Raw genomic sequence first — 19,714 nt, forward strand, 5'->3', positions numbered from 1 at the left:
GAGCCCCTCCCATGCGCCGCACCGCTCGCGCCCTGTCCACCGCCTTCGCCACCGGTGCCGTGCTTGCCCTCACGGGTGTGGCGGGTGCCTCGCCGGCTGTGTCCGCCGGTTCCGCCGTCTTCGCCGAGGCGGGCCCCGGCGCGGGGGGCGACTCCGTGGTCTGCGATCCCGTCCTCGGGTCGGTGTCCGTACCGCCGGCCGACGCGGGTGCACCGGCGGCCGGCCCGGAGGGCGCGTCCTGCGGGCCGGAGGGGGCGGTGCCCGTCGGGGGCGGGCCGGCGGGGACCGGTGCCGGTGCCGACGGGACCGGGCAGGCGGGTGCGGGCGCGGGCGCCGGTGGTGCCGGCCGGGTGGGTCTCGGTCCGGACGGGGCCGGGGCCGATGGGGGCGGCCCCGCAGGGGTAGGGCACGAGGACGCCGGGGGAGAGGGGGCCGGGAAGACCGGTGCCGGGCGGGACGGCGCCGGGAGGACCGGTGCCGGGCAGGACGGGGGCGGCCGGGAGAGCGCCGGGCGGGACGCGGCGGGCCAGGACGGCGGCGGGCGGGACGGTGAGTGGGAGCAGGGGGCCGGCCGGGAGTGCGCGGACGCGGGGGCCGGTGACTGCGGTCAGGCCGGCCACGCGTGCGGGGAGTCGGGCGGGGCGCGCTGCCCGGACGGTGACGGCCAGTCCTGCCGCGGCTCCCACGACGACACGGGCTGCGCCTCGGCCGCCGTACAGCACGGCGTGGACGGCGGGCAGGGCGGCGCCTTCAACGACTCCGTCCCGGCCCTCGCCGCCGGCGCGGCCTGCATCGCCGCCGCCTTCGCGGGTGCCGGCTACCGGCTCCACGGCCGCAGGCGCTCACGGGGAGGCCGGGTGGCCGGGATGTGACCCGGGCGACCGCGGACACCGCCCATGGAGGGCCGCCCGACGGGTACCACCCTCCCGGGGACGCCGGGAACCGATCACGGAACACGTTCAACGTTCAAGGTGACGGTTCGGGGGAAGGCTCCGCGGCAGGAGATCACCGACCACGGCACGGTCCGGACGCCCCACGGGTCCCGCGCACCGCGACCCGCGAGGACAGGACCCACGGCCCACGAGGACAGCGGACGGCACGGCCCCTACAGGGCACGGCGGCACGGCCCGTACAGGGCGCGACGGCACGGCCCGTACAGGGCGCGACGGCACCACGGACTGCGCGGAGGCGGACATGCGGCGGACGGACCCAGGGGAGGACCACGGCCCCGTCCGCTACGGTCCGCCCCTCCCCGCCGACGGCCTGCCCGTACTCCCCGAACTCTCCGCCGTACTCGCCGCCGCCGCGGCCCGCTCCGACGCCCAGCCCGTCGGCGGCGCCCCCGCCCTGCTGGAAGCCGCCTGCGGCTACTGGACCCGGCGCGGCCTGCCCACCGTCCCCGACCAGGTGGTCGCCGGACCCGGCGCCCCCGCCCTGCTGCTCGCCCTGACCGCCGCACTCGCCGGCGACGGCGCCGACGTCCTCGTACCCCGCCCCTGTGCGGCCTGGTGGGCGCCGTACGCCCGGCTGCTCGGCCGGCCCGCCTACCACGTGCCGACCGCCGCCGAGAGCGGTGGCGTCCCCGACCCCTACGCCCTGCTGGAGACCGTCCGCCGGGTCCGCTCCGAGGGCGGCGACCCCCGGCTGCTGGTGCTGTCCGTCGCCGACGACCCCACCGCCACCGTCGCCCCGCCCGAACTGCTGCACGAGGCCGTCGAGGCCGCCACCGCCGAGGGCCTCCACCTGGTCAGCGACGAGACCTGGCGCGACACCCTGCACGACCCGCGCGGGACCGTCCTGCTCAGCCCCGCCGAGATGTGGCCCGACCAGGTCACCGTCGTCACCGACCTGGCCGGCTCCCTGCTGCCCCCCGGCTGGCCCGCCGCGGTCGCCCGCTTCCCGGCCACCGACGGCGGACGGCACCTGCACGCGCGCGTGCTCGACATCCTCACCGCCCTCGGCGCGCGCGTCGCCGCACCGGTCGCCGCGGCCGCCGGCTACGCCCTCGACGAACCCCCGCCCGTCACCGAACGCCGAGAGGCCACCGTACGGCTGCACGCGCGCGTGGCCGCCGCCGCGCACACCGCGGTCGTCACCGCCGGCGCGCTCGCCCGGCTCCCGCAGGCCGGCCGCCACCTGTACGCCGACCTCGGCCCGCTGCGCGAACCCCTCGCCGCCCAGGGCGTGGGCGACGCCCAGGACCTGGAGGACCTGCTCACCGCCCGGCTCGGCATGCCCGCGCCCGGCGGCCACCGCTTCGGCGACGACCTCGGCGCGCTGCGCGTACGGCTCTCCACCGGGCCCCTGCTGGGTGGCACGGACGAGGAGCGCACGGAATGCCTCACCTCACCCGTGCCGTTGGAACTGCCGCACGTGCGACGCGCGTTGGAATCCCTGCGGTCGGTCTTCGACGATCTCCGCGACGACGCTCAGCGATGGGAGCCTCCTCGATGACGCAGCAGACGCAGCAGACGCACGAGCCGGGACCGGCCACGGCCTCCACGGTGGCTGCGGCTACGGCGGTCACGGCGGCCACGGCCACGACGGACGCGGCGGGGACGGCCACGACGGACACGGTGACCGGCGAGGCCGGCGCCCCGGCTCCCCTCGCGTCCCCGGCCCCGTCGCTGGCCGAGCCCCGCCCGCTCGGCGAACGCCGGGTGTGGCCCCGTACCTTCCACGACCGGCTCACCGCGCCGCTGCCCGGTCTGAAGGCCCTCGCCCGCTTCGCCCGCGAAGGCGCCGTACGCCCCGACCCCGACGGCCTGGCGGACATCCCCCGCCTGCCCTACGAACCGGCCCCGCTGCCCCGCGTCGACACCCGCACCCTGGCCGTCACCTGGGCGGGCCACGCCAGCTGGATCGTCCGCGTCGGCGGGCTCACCGTCCTCACCGACCCCGTCTGGTCGCGCCGCATCCTCGGCACCCCGGCCCGCATCACCCCCGTGGGCGTGCCCTGGGACACCCTGCCCCGCGTCGACGCCGTCGTCATCAGCCACAACCACTACGACCACCTGGACGCCCCCACGCTGCGCCGACTCCCGCGCGACACGCCGGTGTTCGTGCCCGCCGGCCTCGGCGGCTGGTTCCGCCGCCGCCGGTTCACCGTCGTCACCGAGCTGGACTGGTGGGAGGGCGCCGAACTCTCCGGCGTCCGCTTCGACTTCGTCCCCGCGCACCACTGGTCCAAGCGCACCCTCACCGACACCTGCCACAGCCTGTGGGGCGGCTGGGTCCTCACCGCACCCGACGGACAGCGCCTCTACTTCGCCGGCGACACCGGCTACGGCCACTGGTTCTCCCGCATCGGCCGCCGCTACCCCGGTATCGACCTCGCCCTCATGCCCATCGGCGCCTACGACCCCCGCTGGTGGCTGAGCGACGTCCACTGCGACCCCGAGGAGGCCGTCCAGGCCACCCTCGACCTCGGCGCCCGCCGCATGGCCCCCATGCACTGGGGCACCTTCGTCCTCTCGGCCGAACCCGTCCTCGAACCGCTCACCCGCGCGCGGGCGGCCTGGGAGAAGGCGGGACGGGACCGCGAGGACCTGTGGGACATGCCGGTCGGCGCTTCGCGAGTCCTGGACTGAGCCGGGCCGCGCTCCGGCGTGGGGACCGTGCGCGGGATGCGCGGCACCGAGTCGTGCGCCTGCGGCTCGGCTCCGTGCGCCTGCGGTCTCCGCCCGTGGGCGCGGCCGGTCCCACCTCAGCCGGCGGCCCGCACCCGCCGCCACACCCCGGGTGCCGCGCTGACGAGGACGGTCAGCACCACCGCCACCAGCACGCCCTCCCACGGCTCCTGGAACAGCGAACCCCCGAGAATCCCGATCACCTGGTACGTGGCCGCCCACGCGAGGCATGCGAGCAGGTTCCCCCGCGCGAACCGCCGCAACGGCCACTCCGCCAGCAGACACGCCAGCATCACCGGTATCCGCCCCGCGGGCACGAGCCGCGACAGCACCAGCACGGCGATCCCGTGCTCCGCCAGCTTCCCCCGCGCCTGCGCCAGCCGCTCCTCCGGCGCCCGGTCCCGGATCGCCTCCAGCCACCGCGACCCGTTCTTCGACCGCATCCCGCGCCGCCCCAGCCAGTACAGCGCCGCGTCCCCCAGGAACGCGGCCAGCGACGCCGTCACGAACACCGACGCCAGCGAGAACGGCGCCGTCCGGTGGAACGCGACCACCGCCGCCGAACTCACCAGCGCCCCCGTCGGCACGACCGGCACCAACGCCCCGATCAGCACCAGCAGGAACAACGACGGATAGCCCACCGCCTGCTGCGCGGACCCGGCCGTCACGGCACGCGACGCGTCGACGAGCCACGTCACCGTGCGGCCTCCAGCCGCACACTCTCCCCGTGCCCCAGCCGGTGCACCGCCACCTGCGGCGCCGCCACCCCCGCCAGCCGCACGAACTCGTCACCCGGCGCGTGGAACTCGTGCGGACGCACCGCGTCCATGCCGACCGGCCAGTACGTCCCGTAGTGCACCGGCACCGCCACCCGCGGCGCCAGCTCGGCCAGCGCCCGCGCCGCCCGCCCCGCGTCCAGGTGCCCCTCCCCGAGATACGGCCCCCAGCCGCCCACCGGCAACAACGCCACGTCCACCGGCCCCACCCGCTCGGCCATCGCGTCGAACAGCCCCGTGTCCCCGGCGAAGTACGTGCGCGCCTCACCCTCCACGACATACCCCAGCGCGGGAGAACGCCGCGGCCCCACCGGCAGCCGCCGCCCGTCGTGCAGCGCCGGCACCACCCGGACCAGCAGCTCCCCCATCCGCACCTCGTCCCCCGGCACCACCTCGGTGACCCGCAGGTGCCGCAGCCGGCGCAGCCCCGGCACCGCCCGCGGCGCGCCCCGGGGCACGAGCAGCCGCGTACCCGGGCCGAAACAGGCCAGCGACGGCAGGTGCAGGTGATCGGCGTGCAGATGGGACACCAGTACCAGGTCCGCGCGCCGGGCCCCGGCGGGCGGCAGCACACCCCGGCGCCGCCGCAGATGCGCCAGCCGGCGAGCGAACAGGGGATCGGTCAGCACCCGGACGTTCGCATCCTCCACCGCGCAGGTGGCATGCCCCCACCAGGTGATCTCCACCGGCACCTTCTTCGCCTCCTTCACGTGACTCCCCGAAGCCTACGGGCAGGAGTAGGGTCGGCGGCGAAACCCGGGGGTGAGGGGGACGCCATGGGACAGCCGCGGGGTGCCTACGGCGCCTTCACGACCGTGCGGGTCACCGCCATCGCGAGCCTCACACCCCTGGAAGAACTGGAAGCCGACCCCTTCCTGGTGGACTCGCGCAGCCAGCACGCCATGTGCGCCCGCTGGGCCGCCGAACGCGGCTACGTCGTCGCCCGCGAACTCCTCGTCGGCGGCCTGCGCTACGACCACTGCGCCCTCTGGGACGGCGTCCGCCCCGGCGTGGACGTGTTCGTCGCCCCCAGCCACCGGGTACTGCGCCGGGCCCTGTCGTCCGTGGAGGAGTTCACCGCCGAGTGCGCCCGCCGGGGCGTACGCGTGGAGACCGTGGGCCGGGCCGAACCGTCGTACGACGCACAGATGAAGGCACGCGTGCACCGGCGGCTGTCCATGCCGACCGCCGGCTACGACGGACGGTGACTCCGACCGGTGCGACCTCGTGTGACAAGGTGAAGCGGGGCCCGACCGCGGCCCGCGAGGCGAGAGGGGCCCACCCGCCCACCCGGGGCGGACGGCCGGGACATGAGGTGTACGGGACGTGCGCGGCGTACGGTGGCGACGGATCGCCGGTCGGATCGGACGGAGCGTCACCGTATGGGCGGTCTCCACCGGCACCATGCTGGCCCTCGCCGCCCTCCTGCCCGACTTCCGGCTCCAGTCCGCCGACGGCGACAGCGCCACCCGCATCGCCGTCACCGCGGCCTGCGGCGCCGGTGCCTTCGGCGTCCTCTCCGTCGTCGTCTGGCCCCTCCTGGTCCGCCTGCTCCTCCTCGTCCCCGCGCTCGTCCTCGGTCTGCTCGTCTTCTTCCTCAACGGCTCGCTGCTGCTGCTCGCCCTGCGCATCAACCCCTCCGGGGCCGCCGAGGCCGCCCCGGAGACCGCCGTCATCGTGGCCGCCGTGATGTCCGCCGTGGCCTCCGCCACGGGGGCGGCCCTCACCGTGAGCGACGACGAGGCCTACCGGCGCCGCCTGCACCGCCTCGCCACCCGCGGCCGCCGGGCCCACCCGCCGTGCCCCGCCACGCCCGGGCTGGTCTGCGTCCAGCTCGACGGGGTGGGCCACGACGTGCTGGTGGAGGCGGTGCGCAAGGGTCTGATGCCCACGGTGGGGCGTTGGCTGTCCACCGCCGACGGCACACAGCCGACGGGTGGCGGTACGCGGCCGCCGGTCCACCGCCCTGACCAGACCCCCGACCCCGCCTCCGGCCCCACCCACCGCCTCACCCCCTGGCGCACCGACTGGTCCAGCCAGACCGGCGCCAGTCAGCTCGGCATCCTGCACGGCACCACCTTCGACGTCCCGGCCTTCCGCTGGTACGAGAAGGACCGCGGCGAGGTGATGGTCTGCAACCGGCCGACGAGCGCCGCCGAACTGCAAAGCCGCGCCGTACTGCACACCGCGGACGGTGGACTGCTCACCGCCGACGGCGCCAGCCGCGGCAACCTCTTCAGCGGCGGCGCCGGCGAACAGGCCCTGGTCCTGTCCATCGCCACCCGCCGCCGCGGCCGGGCCAACCGTTCCCGCGCCGGCTACTTCGCGTACTTCTCCGATCCCGCCAACGCCGTACGCACCGCCCTGTCCTTCGCCGCCGAGGTGGCCCGCGAGATCGGCCAGTCCACCCGCGCCCGCCTGCGCAAGCAGCGCCCGCGCGTATCCCGGGGCGGCCTCTACCCGCTCGTGCGCGCCTTCGCGACCGTGGTCGAACGGGACGTCGTCGTCGCCGCGGTCATGGGCGACATGCTCGCCGGCCGCACCTGCGTCTACGCCGACCTCGTCGCCTACGACGAGGTCGCCCACCACTCCGGCCCGCACAGCCGCGACGCCGGGAAGGTCCTGCAGCGCCTCGACCGGTCCCTCGCCCTCCTCGAACGCGTCGCCGAACACGCCCCGCGCCCCTACCGCATCGTCGTTCTCTCCGACCACGGACAGAGCCCCGGCGAGACCTTCCGCTCCCGCTACGGCCTCACCCTCGGCGACCTGGTCCGGGCCGGCTGCGGACTGCCCGTACCGCGCCGCGCGGAACGCACCCGCAGCGGCGCCGAGGCCCGCGCCGCCGTCCGCGCCGCCCTGCGCCGGCCGGTGGAGGAGCGGGAGGAGCGGTACCGCACCGCCCGCGGTCCCGAGCCGCTGGTGCTCGCCTCCGGCAACCTGGGCCTGGTCTCCTTCCCGGACGTCGCGCACCGCATGACCAAGGAGGAGATCGACGCCCGCCACCCCGCCCTGCTCACCACCCTCGCCAACCACCCCGGCATCGGCTTCCTGCTGGTGCGCAGCGAGGAACACGGCGGCGTGGTGCTCGGCGCCCAAGGAGCCGAGATCCCGCTCGCCGACCTCGACGACGAGCCCGGCCCGCTGGCCCGCTTCGGCCCCGGCGCCGCCGACGCCGTCCGCCGCACCCACACCTTCCCGCACACCGCCGACATCATGGTGAACTCCGCCTACGACCCCGCCGATGGCGAAGTCCTCGCCTTCGAGGAACAGATCGGCTCCCACGGCGGGCTCGGCGGCGCCCAGTCACGCCCCTTCCTGCTCTACCCGCGGGAGCTGTCCGCGCCGGCCGAGGACGGGACGGAACCGGTCGGCGCCGAGCGCATCCACCGCCTGCTGCGCCGCTGGCTGCGTGAACTGGACGGCCCCCAGGTGCCGCTGACCACGGACGCCGAGGAGGAGCAGGCCGCCTGAAATTCGGCTGCACCCGCACGGCAAGGGCGCCGGTGACGTCCTCGGCGGCCCGCTCCGCCCGCCGCCAGGCCTGCACCCCCCCACATCCCGCGCGCGGGCCGGTCTTCAGAGTGCGATGAGCCCGGATGTGATCGGATAGGACCATCCGGGAACCCGGAACCGCGACACTCGCGAAAGGAAGCATCGTGGCAACCACGCGCACCGCGCACACCGTCTGGGAAGGCAACCTGCTCGAAGGCAACGGAGTCGTCACCTTCGACTCCTCCGGCATCGGCGAGCAGCCGGTGTCGTGGCCCTCGCGCGCCGAGCAGGCGAACGGCAAGACCAGCCCCGAGGAGCTGATCGCCGCAGCCCACTCCAGCTGCTTCTCCATGGCCCTCTCGCACGGCCTGGCCGGCGCCGGCACTCCGCCCACCCGGCTGGAGACCAAGGCCGACGTCACCTTCCAGCCGGGCGAGGGCATCACCGGCATCCACCTCACCGTGCGCGGCGAGGTGCCCGGCCTGGACGCGGACGGCTTCCGTTCGGCCGCCGAGGACGCCAAGAAGAACTGCCCGGTCAGCCAGGCCCTGACCGGCACGACGATCACCCTGACGGCCGAGCTGGCCTGACGCTCGTCCGTCCCCGGATGCCGCGCCCCCGCGCCGTGGGGCGCGGCATCGCCCTACCCGGGACGGCGGGGGAACAGGGGGAGCGGAGCGGTCACGGGGACCGGCGACCGCACACCGTCGGCACTATGGCGCACACGGCATCCAGCACGCCCGCATACGGTGTCCCGTACACGGTCAATCGCATACGCAGCCGCTCCAGCCCGTCACGGTGACCGGTCAGCAGACCGCTGTCGCCGGTGCGCGCCGTGAACTCCAGCACCGCCGGCAGGAAGTCCGGCAGCTCCGCGCCGCTGCACTCCAGCCCGTGCCGGCGGTAGACCTCCTCGAAACCGGCCGGCGACATCCCGCGCCGTCCGGAGTCGCCGTCGTGCCACCGGCTCAGGTACAGGCCGTGCCGGCCCCCGGCGCCGAAGACCCGCACATAGTGTGCGGCCAGTTCCTCTCGCGGGGTGACGGCCGCGTGGTCGGTGAACGCGCGCAGCTGCGGGGCGGCCTGGCGCAGCAGCGGCAGCCGGGCGACGAGGTCGCCGTCCGGGTAGGTCAGGCAGAGGGCCGCCGCCTGGTAGAGCACCGAGTCCGAGGGCATCAGGCGTCCTTCGCGTCGGGCGGTGGGCGCGTGCCGGTCACGCACGCTCCCCTCGGTTCACCCCGTACTCAGAAGCTAGGGGCGCCCCCGGGAACCCACCCGTCCGCAGACCCGTACGGGTCACCCCCGGCCCGACGCGGGCCGTGCCACGGGCGTGCTCAGAGCCCCTCGCGGTGTTCCCGCAGCAGCTTCAGCGTGCGCTGCGCGGACGCGGCCCGGGTCGTCATGTGGTCCAGCACCTCCAGGTGCGCGGACACCTCCCGGCGCGAGTCCAGGTACAGCGCGCCGGTCAGGTACTCGGTGAACACCATGTCCGGCAGCTCCGGCTCGGCGAACCGGAACAGCGTGAACGGCGCGTACGTCCCCGGATGCGGGCCCGCCGCGAACTCCGCGATCTGCAGGGTGACCCGGTCCCGTTCGGCGTACTCCAGCAGCCGGTCCAGCTGGTCCCGCAGCACCTCGGGCCGCGTGCTCACCGGGCGTCTGAGCACCGTCTCGTCCATGATCACCCACAGGTGGGGCGGGTCGTCGCGCTCCAGCAGCCGCTGCCGCTCCATGCGCAGCGACACATGCCGCTCGACCGCCGCGGGCGAGGTCTGCCCGATCGTCCCGGCCTCCATCACCGCCCGCGCGTACTCCTCGGTCTGCAGCAGGCCGGGCACGAAGTGCGGCTCGTAGGAGCGGATGATCCGGGCGGCGCCCTCCAGGCTGACGTACAGGCTGAACCAGTCCGGCAGCACGTCGTGATACCGCTGCCACCAGCCCGGCTGGTTCGCCTCCTCGGCCAGCCGGACGAACGCCTCGGCCTCCTCCTCGGCCACCCCGTAGGTGGACAGCAGCACCTGCACGTAGGGGATCTTCAGCGCGACCTCGGCCATCTCCATCCGCCGTACGGTCGCCGACGCCACCCTCAGGACCCGGGCGGCCCCGTCGCGGCTGAGCCCCGCCGCCTCCCGCAGCTCCTGCAACCGCTTGCCGAGCACCACCTGGCCCACCGTGGGCGCAGCCCGCCGCTCACTCACGCCCCGCCCTCCCCTGTGCGCCGACCGCAGCGGGCAGCAGTGTGTCACGTGTCGCCGTCTCGCACACGTGCCCGAGGCAACGAATCGGTTCCGGACCGGCCCGACCAGCCCCGGGCGCGCACGCTCGGCGGCCGCCGGACCCGCCGGCCGGAACCACTCGACGGCGAGTCCGGCACCCGCCGGCTCCCCGGCCGCACGGGGGTGCAACCGGCCGCCGGCAGCGGGCGGTTGCCTCCCGCGTACGCGTCCCCGTCTCGCCCGCACCGCCGACGTGGCAGGCTGAACCGTACCCGTACCGCCCCGCGCGGGGACACACCGAAGGGAGCCCGGCCATGGCCGTCGAACCGCTGTCGCAGAAGGAGATCGAGGACCGGCTGGCCGAACTGCCCGGCTGGTCGGTCGACGGCGACCGCCTCACCCGCTCCTACCGGCTCGGCTCGCACTTCGCGGCGGCCGCGCTGGTCGTGCACATCGCCGGTGTCCAGGACGAGCTGGACCACCACTCCGACCTCACCCTCGGCTACCACACCGTCTCCCTGAGCGTCACCACCCACAGCGCGGGCGGCGCCGTCACCGCGAAGGACTTCGCGCTCGCCCGCAGGGTGGAGGACATCGCCCCAGGCCACGGTGCACACTGAGCGATGTGCTCGACTACGAGAAGGAAGCCGGCGACTACGACGCCTTACGCGGCGGCGAGGCCCGCGCGCAGGAGGCCGCACACGCCGTCCTCGGCCTGATACCCGGGCGGCCGGACCGCCTCCTCGACATCGCCTGCGGCACCGGGATCGTCACCCGGCGGCTCGCCGCCGCGAGCCCCGGGCTGCGGGTCACCGGCGCGGACCTCACCCCGGCCATGGTCCGCATGGCCTCGGCCCGGCTGCCCGGCGCGATCGTCCGGGCCGACAGCCGCCGGCTGCCCTTCCCCTCCGCCACCTTCGACGCGGTCACCAGCATCTGGCTGCTGCACCTGCTCGCAGACCCCGACGACGTCCGCGCCGCCGTCGCCGAGTGCGCCCGGGTGCTGCGGCCCGGCGGGACGTACGTCACCACGGTCGACAAGGCCGCCGCCCACGACGTCGGCAGCGACATCGACGCCGTCCTCGCGGGCCGCCCGCGCCGCCCGGCCGCCGACGCCCCCGCCACCGTCACCGCGCACGCCGTCCGGTACGGACTCCGGCCCGCCGGCCACGGCACCTTCCGCGGCACCGGACAGGGCCGCAGCCCCCGCACCACCATCGCCGACCTGCGCCGCGGCTGGTTCACCATGCTGCCGCCGGGCGAGCCGCGCACCGAGGAGTTCGCCGCACGCCTGGCCGCGCTCCCCGACCAGGACCGCCGGCGCCCCGACCCCCGGTTCAGCGTCCGCGCCTTCCGCAAACCGGCAGCCGACGAGGAACCGGGCACCGTGCCCACCGACTAGCAGGGGCCCTACGACCCACAGGTCAGCCTGTTGTACAGGTCTGGTCGCCCAGCCTGAAAACCGCCGGTTTCGCGTTCGTGCCCGACCAGCTCCCCGTGAACCCGAAGGCCACCGACGAGCCCGCCGCCACCCCGCCGTTCCAGGTCACGTTGCTCGCCGTCACCGCCGGACCCGACTGCGTGTAGCCGGCGTTCCACAGTTGCGTGATCTTCTGGCCATCGGGGAAGCTCCAGCCGAGGGACCAGCCGTTCCAGGCCGCCGGGCCGGTGTTGGTGAGCTGGACGTCCGCCTGGAAACCGTCCGACCACTGGTGGGTGATCCGGTAGGTCACGGTGCACGCACCGGACGGCGCAGGCGTCGTACCGCCGTCCCCGCCTCCACCGCCCCCGCCGTCACCGCCGCCGCCCGGGTCGGAGGTGTCGCCGTAGATGACGCCCCGGCCGTTGGTCGAGACGTACACGCGGCCGTACACCCGGGGATCGCCCGTGATCGCCGCACCCGTCCAACCCCACTGGTGGGCGTCGTCGTTGATACGCGTCCAGGTCGCGCCCTTGTCCGTGGAACGGTAGATGCCGCGCACCCCGCCGATCTTCGCGCTGGTGAACAGCGTCTGGTACGACGCCCCCGCCGCGGCCTTGCCGAAACCGATCGTGTCGGCCTGCTCGACGTTCGGCAACCTGGCGAAGCTCGCGCCGCCGTCCGTGGAGTGCCACAGGCCGTACGCGCCGTCCGCCGCCCCGCCCGCCAGCCAGATGTCGCCCTTCGTGCCGGGCAGTGCCTTGAAGCGCACGCTGTCACCGCTCGGCAGGCCCGCTGCCAAGGAGGCGGTGAAGCTCGCGCCGCCGTCCGAACTGACGTAGAACGTACCGGACTTGAAGCCGTAGAAGGTCTTCGGGTCGACCCGGTCCGACTCGACGGTCGCGCCGGACGGGATACCGCTCGACGCCGACCAGGACGTGCCGAAGCCCGTCGTGTACCGCACACCCGTACCGGCCGGGCTCCAGACGAACCGGCTGCCGTCCGCGGCCGCCGCCACCGTGCCGCCACCCGACACCCCCGACGGGTCGGTGCCCGCGAACCAGTTGGCGCCGTTGTCGGTCGAGAACGCGATGTGCGGACCGGAGTCCGCATCGCCGACGCGGACCACCCTGCCCGGGTCCGACTCGGCGAAGTCCAGGCTGGTGGTCGTGGTGAAGGTGGGGGAGGTGTACATCATCGACGGCACCTCGGTCAGGTCCGTGTGCCGGAAGCCGCCGATGTCACCGAGCGCGCTGAACAACCGGGCGTCACCGGAGGGCGGTGCCGCGAGGTCGTTCACCGCGGTCTCCTCCAGGCCCCGCACCATCGGCTTCACCGTGAACCGGCCGCCGCTGTCCCACTCCGCCAGGTTCTCGGTGCCGTAGAGCGTGGCGCCCGTCCCGTACATCATGCGGGAGGAGTCGAACGGGTCGATCTCCAGCGCCTCCGTCATCCAGCCCAGTTTCGGCGTCTGTTCGGGCGGCGACGGGTTCGCGCCGAAGGTCAGCCAGGGAGAGGAGGACACGTCGATCGTGTACCGGTTCGAGCGGTTCGGGTACGACGTGTAGTCCCAGGCCTTCGTCCAGGTGGCGCCGCTGTCGGTGGAACGGAACATCTGGGTGTCCGGCCACCAGGAGCTGTACGCGGTCGCCATGATGGTGGACGGGTGGAGACGGTCGACCGTCAACCCGCTGAATCCGTAGGACGTGTCGGCCTCCGCGACGGGGCTGACGTCCGTCCAGGTACCGGTCGCCGTCGCGTACCGCCACAGCCGGCCCTTGCCGCCGTCGTACGGGCCGCCCTTGTCGCTGTACGCGACGTACAGAAAGCCGTTCACCGTATCCAGTACGCCCTTGTGCGGAAGGTATCCCGTCGGCTGGCCCGCCAGCCGGGACCAGGTGGCTCCCGCGTCCGTCGAGCGGTACACCGCGTTGTCCTTGTCGGCGACGCCCACGTATATCGTCTTCGTCGCACTCCCGGGCGACCCTGTCGACTCGTCGAAGGTGACCCAGACGATGCCCTGGTTGTCGCTCGCGTAACCGGTCGAGTCGCTGGGATCCTGCTGGTAGTTGCCGGGATTCGGGAAGCTCGTCACCTGCGACCAGGTCGCCCCCGAGTCCGTCGACCGCCACAGACCCCTGCCGCTGGGCGCGCCCAGGTACAGCACGCTGTCCTTGTCCGGGTCGATCGCCAGCCGCTCGCCCATGCCCCGGCCCGGCATGTTGCCGCCCAGCTTGAACGGCAGGTCCGCCTTCCGCCAGCTCGCGCCCCGGTCGGCGGAGCGCAGCACCGCGCCGTTCGTCGGATCCCAGCTGTTGGTGTACGTGCCGACGGCCGCGTACACCTTGTCCGGGTCGACCGGGTCGGACGCCAGGCTGACCACGCCGGAGTGACCCCAGTCGTTCCAGCCGACCGAGTCCAGCAGCGGGGTCCAGGTCTTCGTCGCCTCCTGCCAGCGGTAGGCGCCGCCGATGTCGGTACGGGCGTAGACCAGGTTCTTCTCGGAGCGGTTGAAGACGATTCCGGGGACGAAACCGCCGCCGTCGATCCGCGCGTTCTTCCAGGTGTACGTGTCCGCGGCGAGGGAGGGGTGCGATGCGGACGCGGCCGGCGCGGACGCGGCCAGTGCGGGCGGGGTGCCGGCGAGCAGGCCCGCGGCGAGGGTGAACACGGCCGCGAGGATGCGGGTTCTACGCACGGTGGGGGTCTCCGGGACGTCAAGGTGTGAACCAGTGGGAGCGCTCCCATAGTGGGGATCGGGCCAGGGGTGGTCAAGATGCTTGAAGAGCCGAAAAGATTCGACCCGTCCGGTTGCGGAAAGGTCAGCCGACTCCCTGGGCAGCGCGACCGGTTGGCGCTACCTTTCCTCGCACCAGTGGGAGCGGTTCCGTTCGGTCGACGCGTCCGTCACGGCGCGCCCAGCTGCAAGGACTCGCTCATGAGACAAATCCCCCGTTCAGTACTCATAGCCGCCGTCGGTGCGGTCGCGCTCGTCTCGGGCGTGGTCGTGCCGGTGGTCTCCGCCCAGGGAGCCACGCCCGCCTGCACGGTGGAGTATTCCGTCACCGGCCAGTGGGGCGACGGCTTCCAGGGCTCTGTGAAGATCACCAACAACCAGGCCTCCCTCAGCAGTTGGAAGCTCACCTTCGACTTCGCCGGCGGGCAGAAGGTCACCCAGGGCTGGAACGCCAAGTGGTCCCAGTCCGGCACCACCGTGACCGCCGCGAACGAGAGCTACAACGGTTCCCTGGCCACCGGCGCGAGTGTCAGCGCCGGGTTCCTCGCCTCCTGGTCGGGGAGCAACACCGCGCCGACCGTGTTCAAGCTCAACGGCACCACCTGCAACGCCGACCCCGACCCGACCACCCCGCCGCCGACGACACCGCCCCCGTCCGGCGGCACCGCGCCCGCCCTGCACGTCGCCGGCAACAAGCTCGTGGACGCCGGCGGCACCGCCCGCCGTCTGCTCGGCGTCAACCGTTCCGGCGGCGAGTTCATGTGCGTGCAGGGGCGCGGCATCTGGGACGGCCCGGTGGACGACGCGGCGATCAAGGCGATCGCCGACTGGAAGGCCAACGCGGTCCGCATCCCGCTCAACGAGGAGTGCTGGCTCGGCCTGTCCAACGTCAAACCCGACTACGCCGGAGCGAACTACATCAGCGCCGTCAAGGAGCTGGTGAACCGCGTCGAGGCGCACGGCATGACCCCGATCATCGAACTGCACTGGACCTACGGCCAGTACACCGGGAACTCGGCCGGCTGCTCGGACGTGCACGCCACCTGCCAGAAGCCGATGCCCGACATGCAGTACAGCCCGTCCTTCTGGTCCTCGGTGGCGAGCACCTTCAAGGGTGATCGGGCTGCGGTGTTCGATCTGTTCAACGAGCCGTACCCGGACCGGGCGACCTCCAGTGTCACCGATGCGTGGAAGTGCTGGCGGGACGGGGGCAGCTGCCCCGGGATCCCGTACGAGGTCGCCGGTATGCAGGATCTCGTGGACAGCATCCGGGCGACCGGTGCCACGAACGTCATCATGGCCGGCGGGCTGGCGTACTCCAACGACCTCAGCCAGTGGACCGCGTACAGGCCCACCGACCCGGCCGGCAATCTCGCCGCCGCCTTCCACGTCTACAACTTCAACACCTGCTCCAGCGAGAGCTGCTGGAACTCCACCATCGCCCCGGTCGCCGCCCAGGTCCCCCTGATCGCCGGCGAGATCGGCGAGAACACCTGCTCGCACGGGTTCGTCGACCAGGTCATGAAGTGGTTCGACGAGCACGGCCTGTCCTACCTCGGCTGGACCTGGAACACCTGGGACTGCTCCTCCGGCCCGTCCCTCATCAGCGCCTACGACGGCACACCCACCGCCTACGGCACCGGCCTGCGCGATCACCTGCGCGCCCTGAACCCCTAGGTGCCGGGTGGGCCTCAGCCGGGGCCGGACCATGCCGGTCCGGCCCCGGCCACGTGCCCGACGCGGTGCCATGGCGACGACCCACACCGCAGGGCCGCCCCCAAGTCGCCGTCCACGGGCTCGTCGCCGCCGGTGGCTTTGCCGTGACGCGTCCCGTGTTTGCCGCTTCAGCAACACCGCTGGCCTTCGCACGGCATGCCGTCGCACTCTGACGGCACCCGGAAGAAAGGCTGACCACCATGGCGCACGACCACCACGAGACCCGGCACCGGCAGGGACACCAGCACGGACACCAGCACGGACACGTACACGGTACGGACATCGACTGGAACGAACTGGGCCCCCTGCTGGAGTCGCAGGCGGAGCTGTTCACCCCCGTCTACGAGCGGGCCATGGCGTGGCTCGGGCAGGAGGTGACCGAGCCGGGGCTGATCGTGGACGCGGGCAGTGGTCCCGGTGTGGTCTCCTGCCTGTTCGCCGAGGCGTTCCCCGGGGCCCGGGTCGTCGCCGTCGACGCCACGGCGCCGCTGCTGGAACGCGCCCGTGCGCGGGCGGCCCGCCAGGGCGTCGCCGACCGCTTCGACACCCTCGCCGGTGAACTGCCCTACGTACTGGACGGGTTGGACTATCCGGCGGACGTGCTGTGGGCCAGCCGCAGCCTGCACCACCTCGGCGACCAGCGGGCCGCGCTCGCCGCGTTCACCGAACGGCTCGCCCCCGGGGGCACCCTCGCCCTCCTGGAAGGCGGTCTGCCCTCCCGTTTCCTGCCCCGCGACATCGGCATCGGCCGCCCCGGCCTGCAGGCCCGGCTGGACGCCCTGGAGGAGGACTGGTTCGCCCGTATGCGCGCCGACCTACCCGGTTCCGTCGCCGAGACCGAGGACTGGCCCGCCCTGCTGGCCGCCGCCGGCCTCAAGCACACACGGACCCGCACATTCCTGCTCGACCTGCCCGCCCCCGTCTCCGACCGGGCCCGCGCCTACGTCGTCGCGCACCTGTCCCGCCTGCGCGAGGGCCTCGGTGACGCCCTGGACGCCGAGGACCGCGCCACCCTCGACCGGCTGCTCGACCCGTCCGATGCGGCGAGCGTGCACGTACGGCCGGACGTGTTCGTGCTGGGGGCGTACACCGTGTACACGGCGGTCCGCCGGGGGTAGTCCGGGCGCGCGGACCGGCGCGGCGTCGGCAACCGAGTCTGTCCCCCGGCCGCCCCCGCACGTGGGAAGCCGTCAGTTGTCGGCGAGGAACTGCTTGGCCAGCTTGTCGCCGAGGGAGACCGCGGCGCTGTGGCTCTCGATGGGGGAGACCTGGGAGTTCTTGAACAGGATGTAGGTCACGCCCGAGTCGGCGCCGCCGGTGGCCGGGTCGGGGTCGATGCCGAGCGCCTTGGCGGTGGCGTACGACGCCTCGCCGATGATCTTCGTGGGGCCGGTGTCGCCGACGACGGCGTACTCGACCTTGTTGTTGTAGACGACGGCGACCACGCCACCGCCCTTGATGCCGGCGCCGGAGTAGTTCCAGATGCCGCTGGTGCTGGGCACGACGACGTACGGCAGGGTCTCCGCCTTCAACGGCTTGCCGTCGGACTGGTGGAAGGCGGTGTCGTCCTGGTACCAGGGGTCGCGGTCCTCGTTGCAGTTGGCGGTGCGCTGGCCGTCGCAGTCGATGTCCATGTCGGCCTTCCAGAACACCGCGCCGTTCTTGCCGCACACGGGCACGGTGGCCGACGTCTCGTCGTCGGTCTTGTACTTGCCGTTGGATATCTGCGAACAGGACGTCACCTTGGCGAGCAGGTCGGCGGCGCTGACGGTGCCCTCCTGCGCGGAGCGGGGGGACGCGGAGGCGTGCGCGGGGAGGAGTCCGGCGGCGAGCAGTGCGGTGCCGGAGGCCGCGGCGAGGGTCAGTGTGCGCAGGCGCATGGGAACCCCTTCTGTTAGGAAAGTTTCCTTACGGATGCCTCCCTACGGTGGCCCTCTCGGCATGCCCTCGTCAACCCTCGGGTTGCGAACCGGCGAAACCTGTGCGTATTGCGGTGACTTACCGGGACGTAGAGACTGGACAGGCCGGATACATCACTCTTCGTCCGGCTTTGTCGGTGCTCCCCTTACCCGGAGGTGAGGGCTCATGTTCGTACGCGCGGTGTACGCGACCGGGGATCCGGCTCTGCTCGACACGGCCGTCCGGTCGCTGAACAGCGAGGGGCGGGACCTGCTGGAGGAACGCCCCGGGTACCGCGGGGCGGGCGTGTTCGCGAACCGGGAACTCGGCACGCTCCTCACGGTGAGCTGGTGGGAGTCCGAGCAGGCGCAGCACAACAGCGACGAGGTGATGCGGGAGCGGCGCGCGGGACTTCTGGAGCCGTTCGCCGGCACCCTGGCGGTCGCCCACTACGAGGCGGCGGTGTTCCACCAGATCACCCACCCGCGGCAGGGCGGCGGACTGCGCCTGACACGGATGGAGTTCGACCCCAGGGACGCGGATCTCGTCGTGGACACCTTCCGGGCCACGGTGGTACCGCGGGCCGAGGCGCTGCACGGACTGGCAGGGGTCACCCTGCTGATCGACCGTGAACGGGGGCGGGCCATGAGCGGCACCCTGTTCGTCGACCGTTCCTCCCTGGCCGCCTCGCGCGCGGCCGTGGTGGCCGTGCGCCACCAGGCGTCCGCGAAAGCGCACGTGGACGTCGTCGGCCTGGAGGAACTGGAGGTGGTGTACGCGGACGTGCGCTACGAGTGAGCCGAACCGGTACGTCCCGCACGCCACACCGCGCCCGGCCGTGCGCCCGCGCGACGGCGGGGCGCACGGCCGGGGCCGACGAAGGACGGAGCCGTCCTTCGGAGGTGCTCAGCGGTACGCGGCGGTGCTCAGTCCACGTCGAAGGTGGCGGGGTCGGGACCCAGGCGCCGGTCCTCGTTGAGGGCGCTGATCGCGGCCAGGTCCTCGTCGTCCAGGCTGAAGTCGAACACCTCGATGTTCTCCTTGATCCGCGACGGGGTCACGGACTTCGGGATCACGATGTTGCCGAGCTGGAGGTGCCAGCGCAGCACGACCTGGGCGGGGGTGCGGTCGTGCTTCCGCGCGATCGCGACGATCGCCGGCACCTCCAGCAGGCCCTTGCCCTGGCCGAGCGGCGACCAGGCCTCGGTGGCGATGCCGTGCTCGGCGTGCAGCTCGCGCGCCTCGTGCTGCTGCAGGTGCGGGTGCAGCTCGATCTGGTTGACCGCCGGGGTGACCGAGGTCTCCGAGAGCAGCCGCCGCAGGTGCTCGGGAAGGAAGTTGGAGACGCCGATGGCACGGGCCCGGCCGTCCGCGTACAGCTTCTCGAACGCCTTGTAGGTGTCGGTGTACGCGCCCCGGGACGGCAGCGGCCAGTGGATCAGGTACAGGTCGACGTAGTCGAGACCCAGCTTCTCCAGCGACGCGTCGAACGCGCGCAGCGTGGCGTCGTACCCCTGGTCGCTGTTCCAGAGCTTGGTGGTGACGAAGACGTCCTCGCGGGCCAGGCCGGAGGCGGCGATGGCCTTGCCGGTGCCCTCTTCGTTGCCGTAGATCGCAGCGGTGTCGATGCTGCGGTACCCGGCCTCCAGCGCCGTGGCGACGGCCCGCTCGGCCTCGTCGTCCGGCACCTGCCAGACGCCGAAGCCCAGCTGGGGCATCTCGACGCCGTTGTTGAGGATGATCGGGGGGACCTTGCTGCTCACGAGCCTCTTGATCCTTCGGTTGTCGACAGGTGGTACTCACATCGTCAACGATCAGGGGCCGCCGCG

Annotated in this window: 18 protein-coding genes; 11 read left to right on the forward strand and 7 right to left on the reverse strand. The window is 73.4% G+C overall.

The genetic code is table 11. The features are described 5' to 3' along the window. Nucleotides 1–11 precede the first annotated feature (11 nt). From ACZ3ZD_RS10975 to ACZ3ZD_RS10985, 3 genes are all read left to right on the forward strand, one after another. Nucleotides 12–872: a hypothetical protein gene (locus ACZ3ZD_RS10975; protein ID WP_467395464.1), complete on the forward strand. Its 861-nt coding sequence runs from the start codon at nucleotides 12–14 to the stop codon at nucleotides 870–872. A gap of 322 nt (nucleotides 873–1,194) precedes the next feature. Beyond that, nucleotides 1,195–2,454, forward strand: a complete 1,260-nt coding sequence (locus ACZ3ZD_RS10980) for an aminotransferase class I/II-fold pyridoxal phosphate-dependent enzyme (RefSeq protein WP_467395465.1) — start codon at nucleotides 1,195–1,197, stop codon at nucleotides 2,452–2,454. Further along, complete coding sequence (locus tag ACZ3ZD_RS10985; RefSeq protein ID WP_467395466.1) at nucleotides 2,451–3,590, forward strand: MBL fold metallo-hydrolase; 1,140 nt, start codon at nucleotides 2,451–2,453, stop codon at nucleotides 3,588–3,590. The genes ACZ3ZD_RS10980 and ACZ3ZD_RS10985 overlap by 4 nt, the downstream gene beginning before the upstream one ends. A 116-nt stretch (nucleotides 3,591–3,706) precedes the next feature. Here ACZ3ZD_RS10985 and ACZ3ZD_RS10990 read toward each other — a convergent pair whose 3' ends face one another. Both ACZ3ZD_RS10990 and ACZ3ZD_RS10995 read right to left on the reverse strand, forming a co-directional pair. Next, entirely contained in the window at nucleotides 3,707–4,327 is a 621-nt protein-coding gene (locus ACZ3ZD_RS10990; RefSeq protein WP_467395467.1) for a DedA family protein, read from the reverse strand. Continuing rightward, nucleotides 4,324–5,097 (reverse strand): MBL fold metallo-hydrolase, encoded by a 774-nt coding sequence (locus ACZ3ZD_RS10995; RefSeq protein WP_467395803.1) that lies wholly within the window; start codon nucleotides 5,095–5,097, stop codon nucleotides 4,324–4,326. The genes ACZ3ZD_RS10990 and ACZ3ZD_RS10995 overlap by 4 nt, the downstream gene beginning before the upstream one ends. 84 nt (nucleotides 5,098–5,181) lie before the next feature. Between ACZ3ZD_RS10995 and ACZ3ZD_RS11000 the strand changes: the two genes are divergently transcribed. The 3 genes from ACZ3ZD_RS11000 to ACZ3ZD_RS11010 all read left to right on the forward strand — a co-directional run bounded on the left by ACZ3ZD_RS11000 (nucleotide 5,182) and on the right by ACZ3ZD_RS11010 (nucleotide 8,487). Next, on the forward strand, nucleotides 5,182–5,613 hold the full coding sequence (locus ACZ3ZD_RS11000; protein WP_467395468.1) for a hypothetical protein: 432 nt from the start codon (nucleotides 5,182–5,184) through the stop codon (nucleotides 5,611–5,613). A gap of 118 nt (nucleotides 5,614–5,731) precedes the next feature. Next, nucleotides 5,732–7,876, forward strand: coding sequence for a phage holin family protein (locus ACZ3ZD_RS11005; protein ID WP_467395469.1), 2,145 nt, complete (start codon nucleotides 5,732–5,734; stop codon nucleotides 7,874–7,876). 185 nt (nucleotides 7,877–8,061) lie between these two features. Further along, nucleotides 8,062–8,487, forward strand: a complete 426-nt coding sequence (locus ACZ3ZD_RS11010; RefSeq protein ID WP_467395470.1) for an OsmC family protein — start codon at nucleotides 8,062–8,064, stop codon at nucleotides 8,485–8,487. A 91-nt stretch (nucleotides 8,488–8,578) separates the two neighbouring features. Here the strand turns inward: ACZ3ZD_RS11010 and ACZ3ZD_RS11015 are convergent, their stop codons facing one another. Continuing rightward, a complete protein-coding gene (locus ACZ3ZD_RS11015) occupies nucleotides 8,579–9,073 on the reverse strand; it encodes a nitrate reductase molybdenum cofactor assembly chaperone (RefSeq protein WP_467395471.1) in 495 nt (164 codons plus the stop codon). Between the two features lie 158 nt (nucleotides 9,074–9,231). Further along, nucleotides 9,232–10,095 (reverse strand): helix-turn-helix domain-containing protein, encoded by an 864-nt coding sequence (locus ACZ3ZD_RS11020; RefSeq protein ID WP_467395472.1) that lies wholly within the window; start codon nucleotides 10,093–10,095, stop codon nucleotides 9,232–9,234. A gap of 332 nt (nucleotides 10,096–10,427) precedes the next feature. On the opposite strand from ACZ3ZD_RS11020, the gene ACZ3ZD_RS11025 reads away from it, so the two are divergent. Continuing rightward, entirely contained in the window at nucleotides 10,428–10,733 is a 306-nt protein-coding gene (locus ACZ3ZD_RS11025) for a 4a-hydroxytetrahydrobiopterin dehydratase (RefSeq protein WP_467395473.1), read from the forward strand. Nucleotides 10,734–10,738: 5 nt separating this feature from the next. Then, complete coding sequence (locus ACZ3ZD_RS11030; protein ID WP_467395474.1) at nucleotides 10,739–11,515, forward strand: class I SAM-dependent methyltransferase; 777 nt, start codon at nucleotides 10,739–10,741, stop codon at nucleotides 11,513–11,515. Nucleotides 11,516–11,537: 22 nt separating this feature from the next. Here the strand turns inward: ACZ3ZD_RS11030 and ACZ3ZD_RS11035 are convergent, their stop codons facing one another. After that, a complete protein-coding gene (locus ACZ3ZD_RS11035) occupies nucleotides 11,538–14,231 on the reverse strand; it encodes a cellulose binding domain-containing protein (RefSeq protein ID WP_467395475.1) in 2,694 nt (897 codons plus the stop codon). 240 nt (nucleotides 14,232–14,471) lie between these two features. On the opposite strand from ACZ3ZD_RS11035, the gene ACZ3ZD_RS11040 reads away from it, so the two are divergent. Beyond that, complete coding sequence (locus ACZ3ZD_RS11040) at nucleotides 14,472–15,947, forward strand: cellulase family glycosylhydrolase (RefSeq protein WP_467395476.1); 1,476 nt, start codon at nucleotides 14,472–14,474, stop codon at nucleotides 15,945–15,947. 239 nt (nucleotides 15,948–16,186) lie between these two features. Next, nucleotides 16,187–17,104 carry a class I SAM-dependent methyltransferase gene (locus ACZ3ZD_RS11045; RefSeq protein ID WP_467395477.1) on the forward strand — a complete coding sequence of 306 codons (918 nt, stop codon included), beginning with the start codon at nucleotides 16,187–16,189 and terminating at the stop codon, nucleotides 17,102–17,104. A 72-nt stretch (nucleotides 17,105–17,176) separates the two neighbouring features. On the opposite strand, the gene ACZ3ZD_RS11050 is transcribed toward ACZ3ZD_RS11045, so the two are convergent. Continuing rightward, nucleotides 17,177–17,866, reverse strand: a complete 690-nt coding sequence (locus ACZ3ZD_RS11050) for a glycoside hydrolase family 75 protein (protein ID WP_467395478.1) — start codon at nucleotides 17,864–17,866, stop codon at nucleotides 17,177–17,179. A gap of 205 nt (nucleotides 17,867–18,071) precedes the next feature. On the opposite strand from ACZ3ZD_RS11050, the gene ACZ3ZD_RS11055 reads away from it, so the two are divergent. Next, entirely contained in the window at nucleotides 18,072–18,683 is a 612-nt protein-coding gene (locus tag ACZ3ZD_RS11055; protein ID WP_467395479.1) for a hypothetical protein, read from the forward strand. A gap of 128 nt (nucleotides 18,684–18,811) precedes the next feature. Here the strand turns inward: ACZ3ZD_RS11055 and ACZ3ZD_RS11060 are convergent, their stop codons facing one another. Beyond that, a complete protein-coding gene (locus ACZ3ZD_RS11060; protein WP_467395480.1) occupies nucleotides 18,812–19,648 on the reverse strand; it encodes an aldo/keto reductase in 837 nt (278 codons plus the stop codon). Nucleotides 19,649–19,714: the final 66 nt, after the last annotated feature.

It is taken from the genome of Streptomyces sp. NPDC023481, assembly GCF_055560195.1.

Excerpts from the sequence above, each read along its gene's own strand:
- ACZ3ZD_RS10975 (WP_467395464.1), top strand. The coding sequence starts at position 12 with ATGCGCCGCACCGCTCGCGCCCTGTCCACCGCCTTCGCCACCGGTGCC.
- ACZ3ZD_RS10980 (WP_467395465.1), top strand. The coding sequence starts at position 1,195 with ATGCGGCGGACGGACCCAGGGGAGGACCACGGCCCCGTCCGCTACGGT.
- ACZ3ZD_RS10985 (WP_467395466.1), top strand. The coding sequence starts at position 2,451 with ATGACGCAGCAGACGCAGCAGACGCACGAGCCGGGACCGGCCACGGCC.
- ACZ3ZD_RS11000 (WP_467395468.1), top strand. The coding sequence starts at position 5,182 with ATGGGACAGCCGCGGGGTGCCTACGGCGCCTTCACGACCGTGCGGGTC.
- ACZ3ZD_RS11015 (WP_467395471.1), bottom strand. The coding sequence starts at position 9,073 with ATGCCCTCGGACTCGGTGCTCTACCAGGCGGCGGCCCTCTGCCTGACC.
- ACZ3ZD_RS11025 (WP_467395473.1), top strand. The coding sequence starts at position 10,428 with ATGGCCGTCGAACCGCTGTCGCAGAAGGAGATCGAGGACCGGCTGGCC.
- ACZ3ZD_RS11040 (WP_467395476.1), top strand. The coding sequence starts at position 14,472 with ATGAGACAAATCCCCCGTTCAGTACTCATAGCCGCCGTCGGTGCGGTC.
- ACZ3ZD_RS11045 (WP_467395477.1), top strand. The coding sequence starts at position 16,187 with ATGGCGCACGACCACCACGAGACCCGGCACCGGCAGGGACACCAGCAC.
- ACZ3ZD_RS11050 (WP_467395478.1), bottom strand. The coding sequence starts at position 17,866 with ATGCGCCTGCGCACACTGACCCTCGCCGCGGCCTCCGGCACCGCACTG.
- ACZ3ZD_RS11055 (WP_467395479.1), top strand. The coding sequence starts at position 18,072 with ATGTTCGTACGCGCGGTGTACGCGACCGGGGATCCGGCTCTGCTCGAC.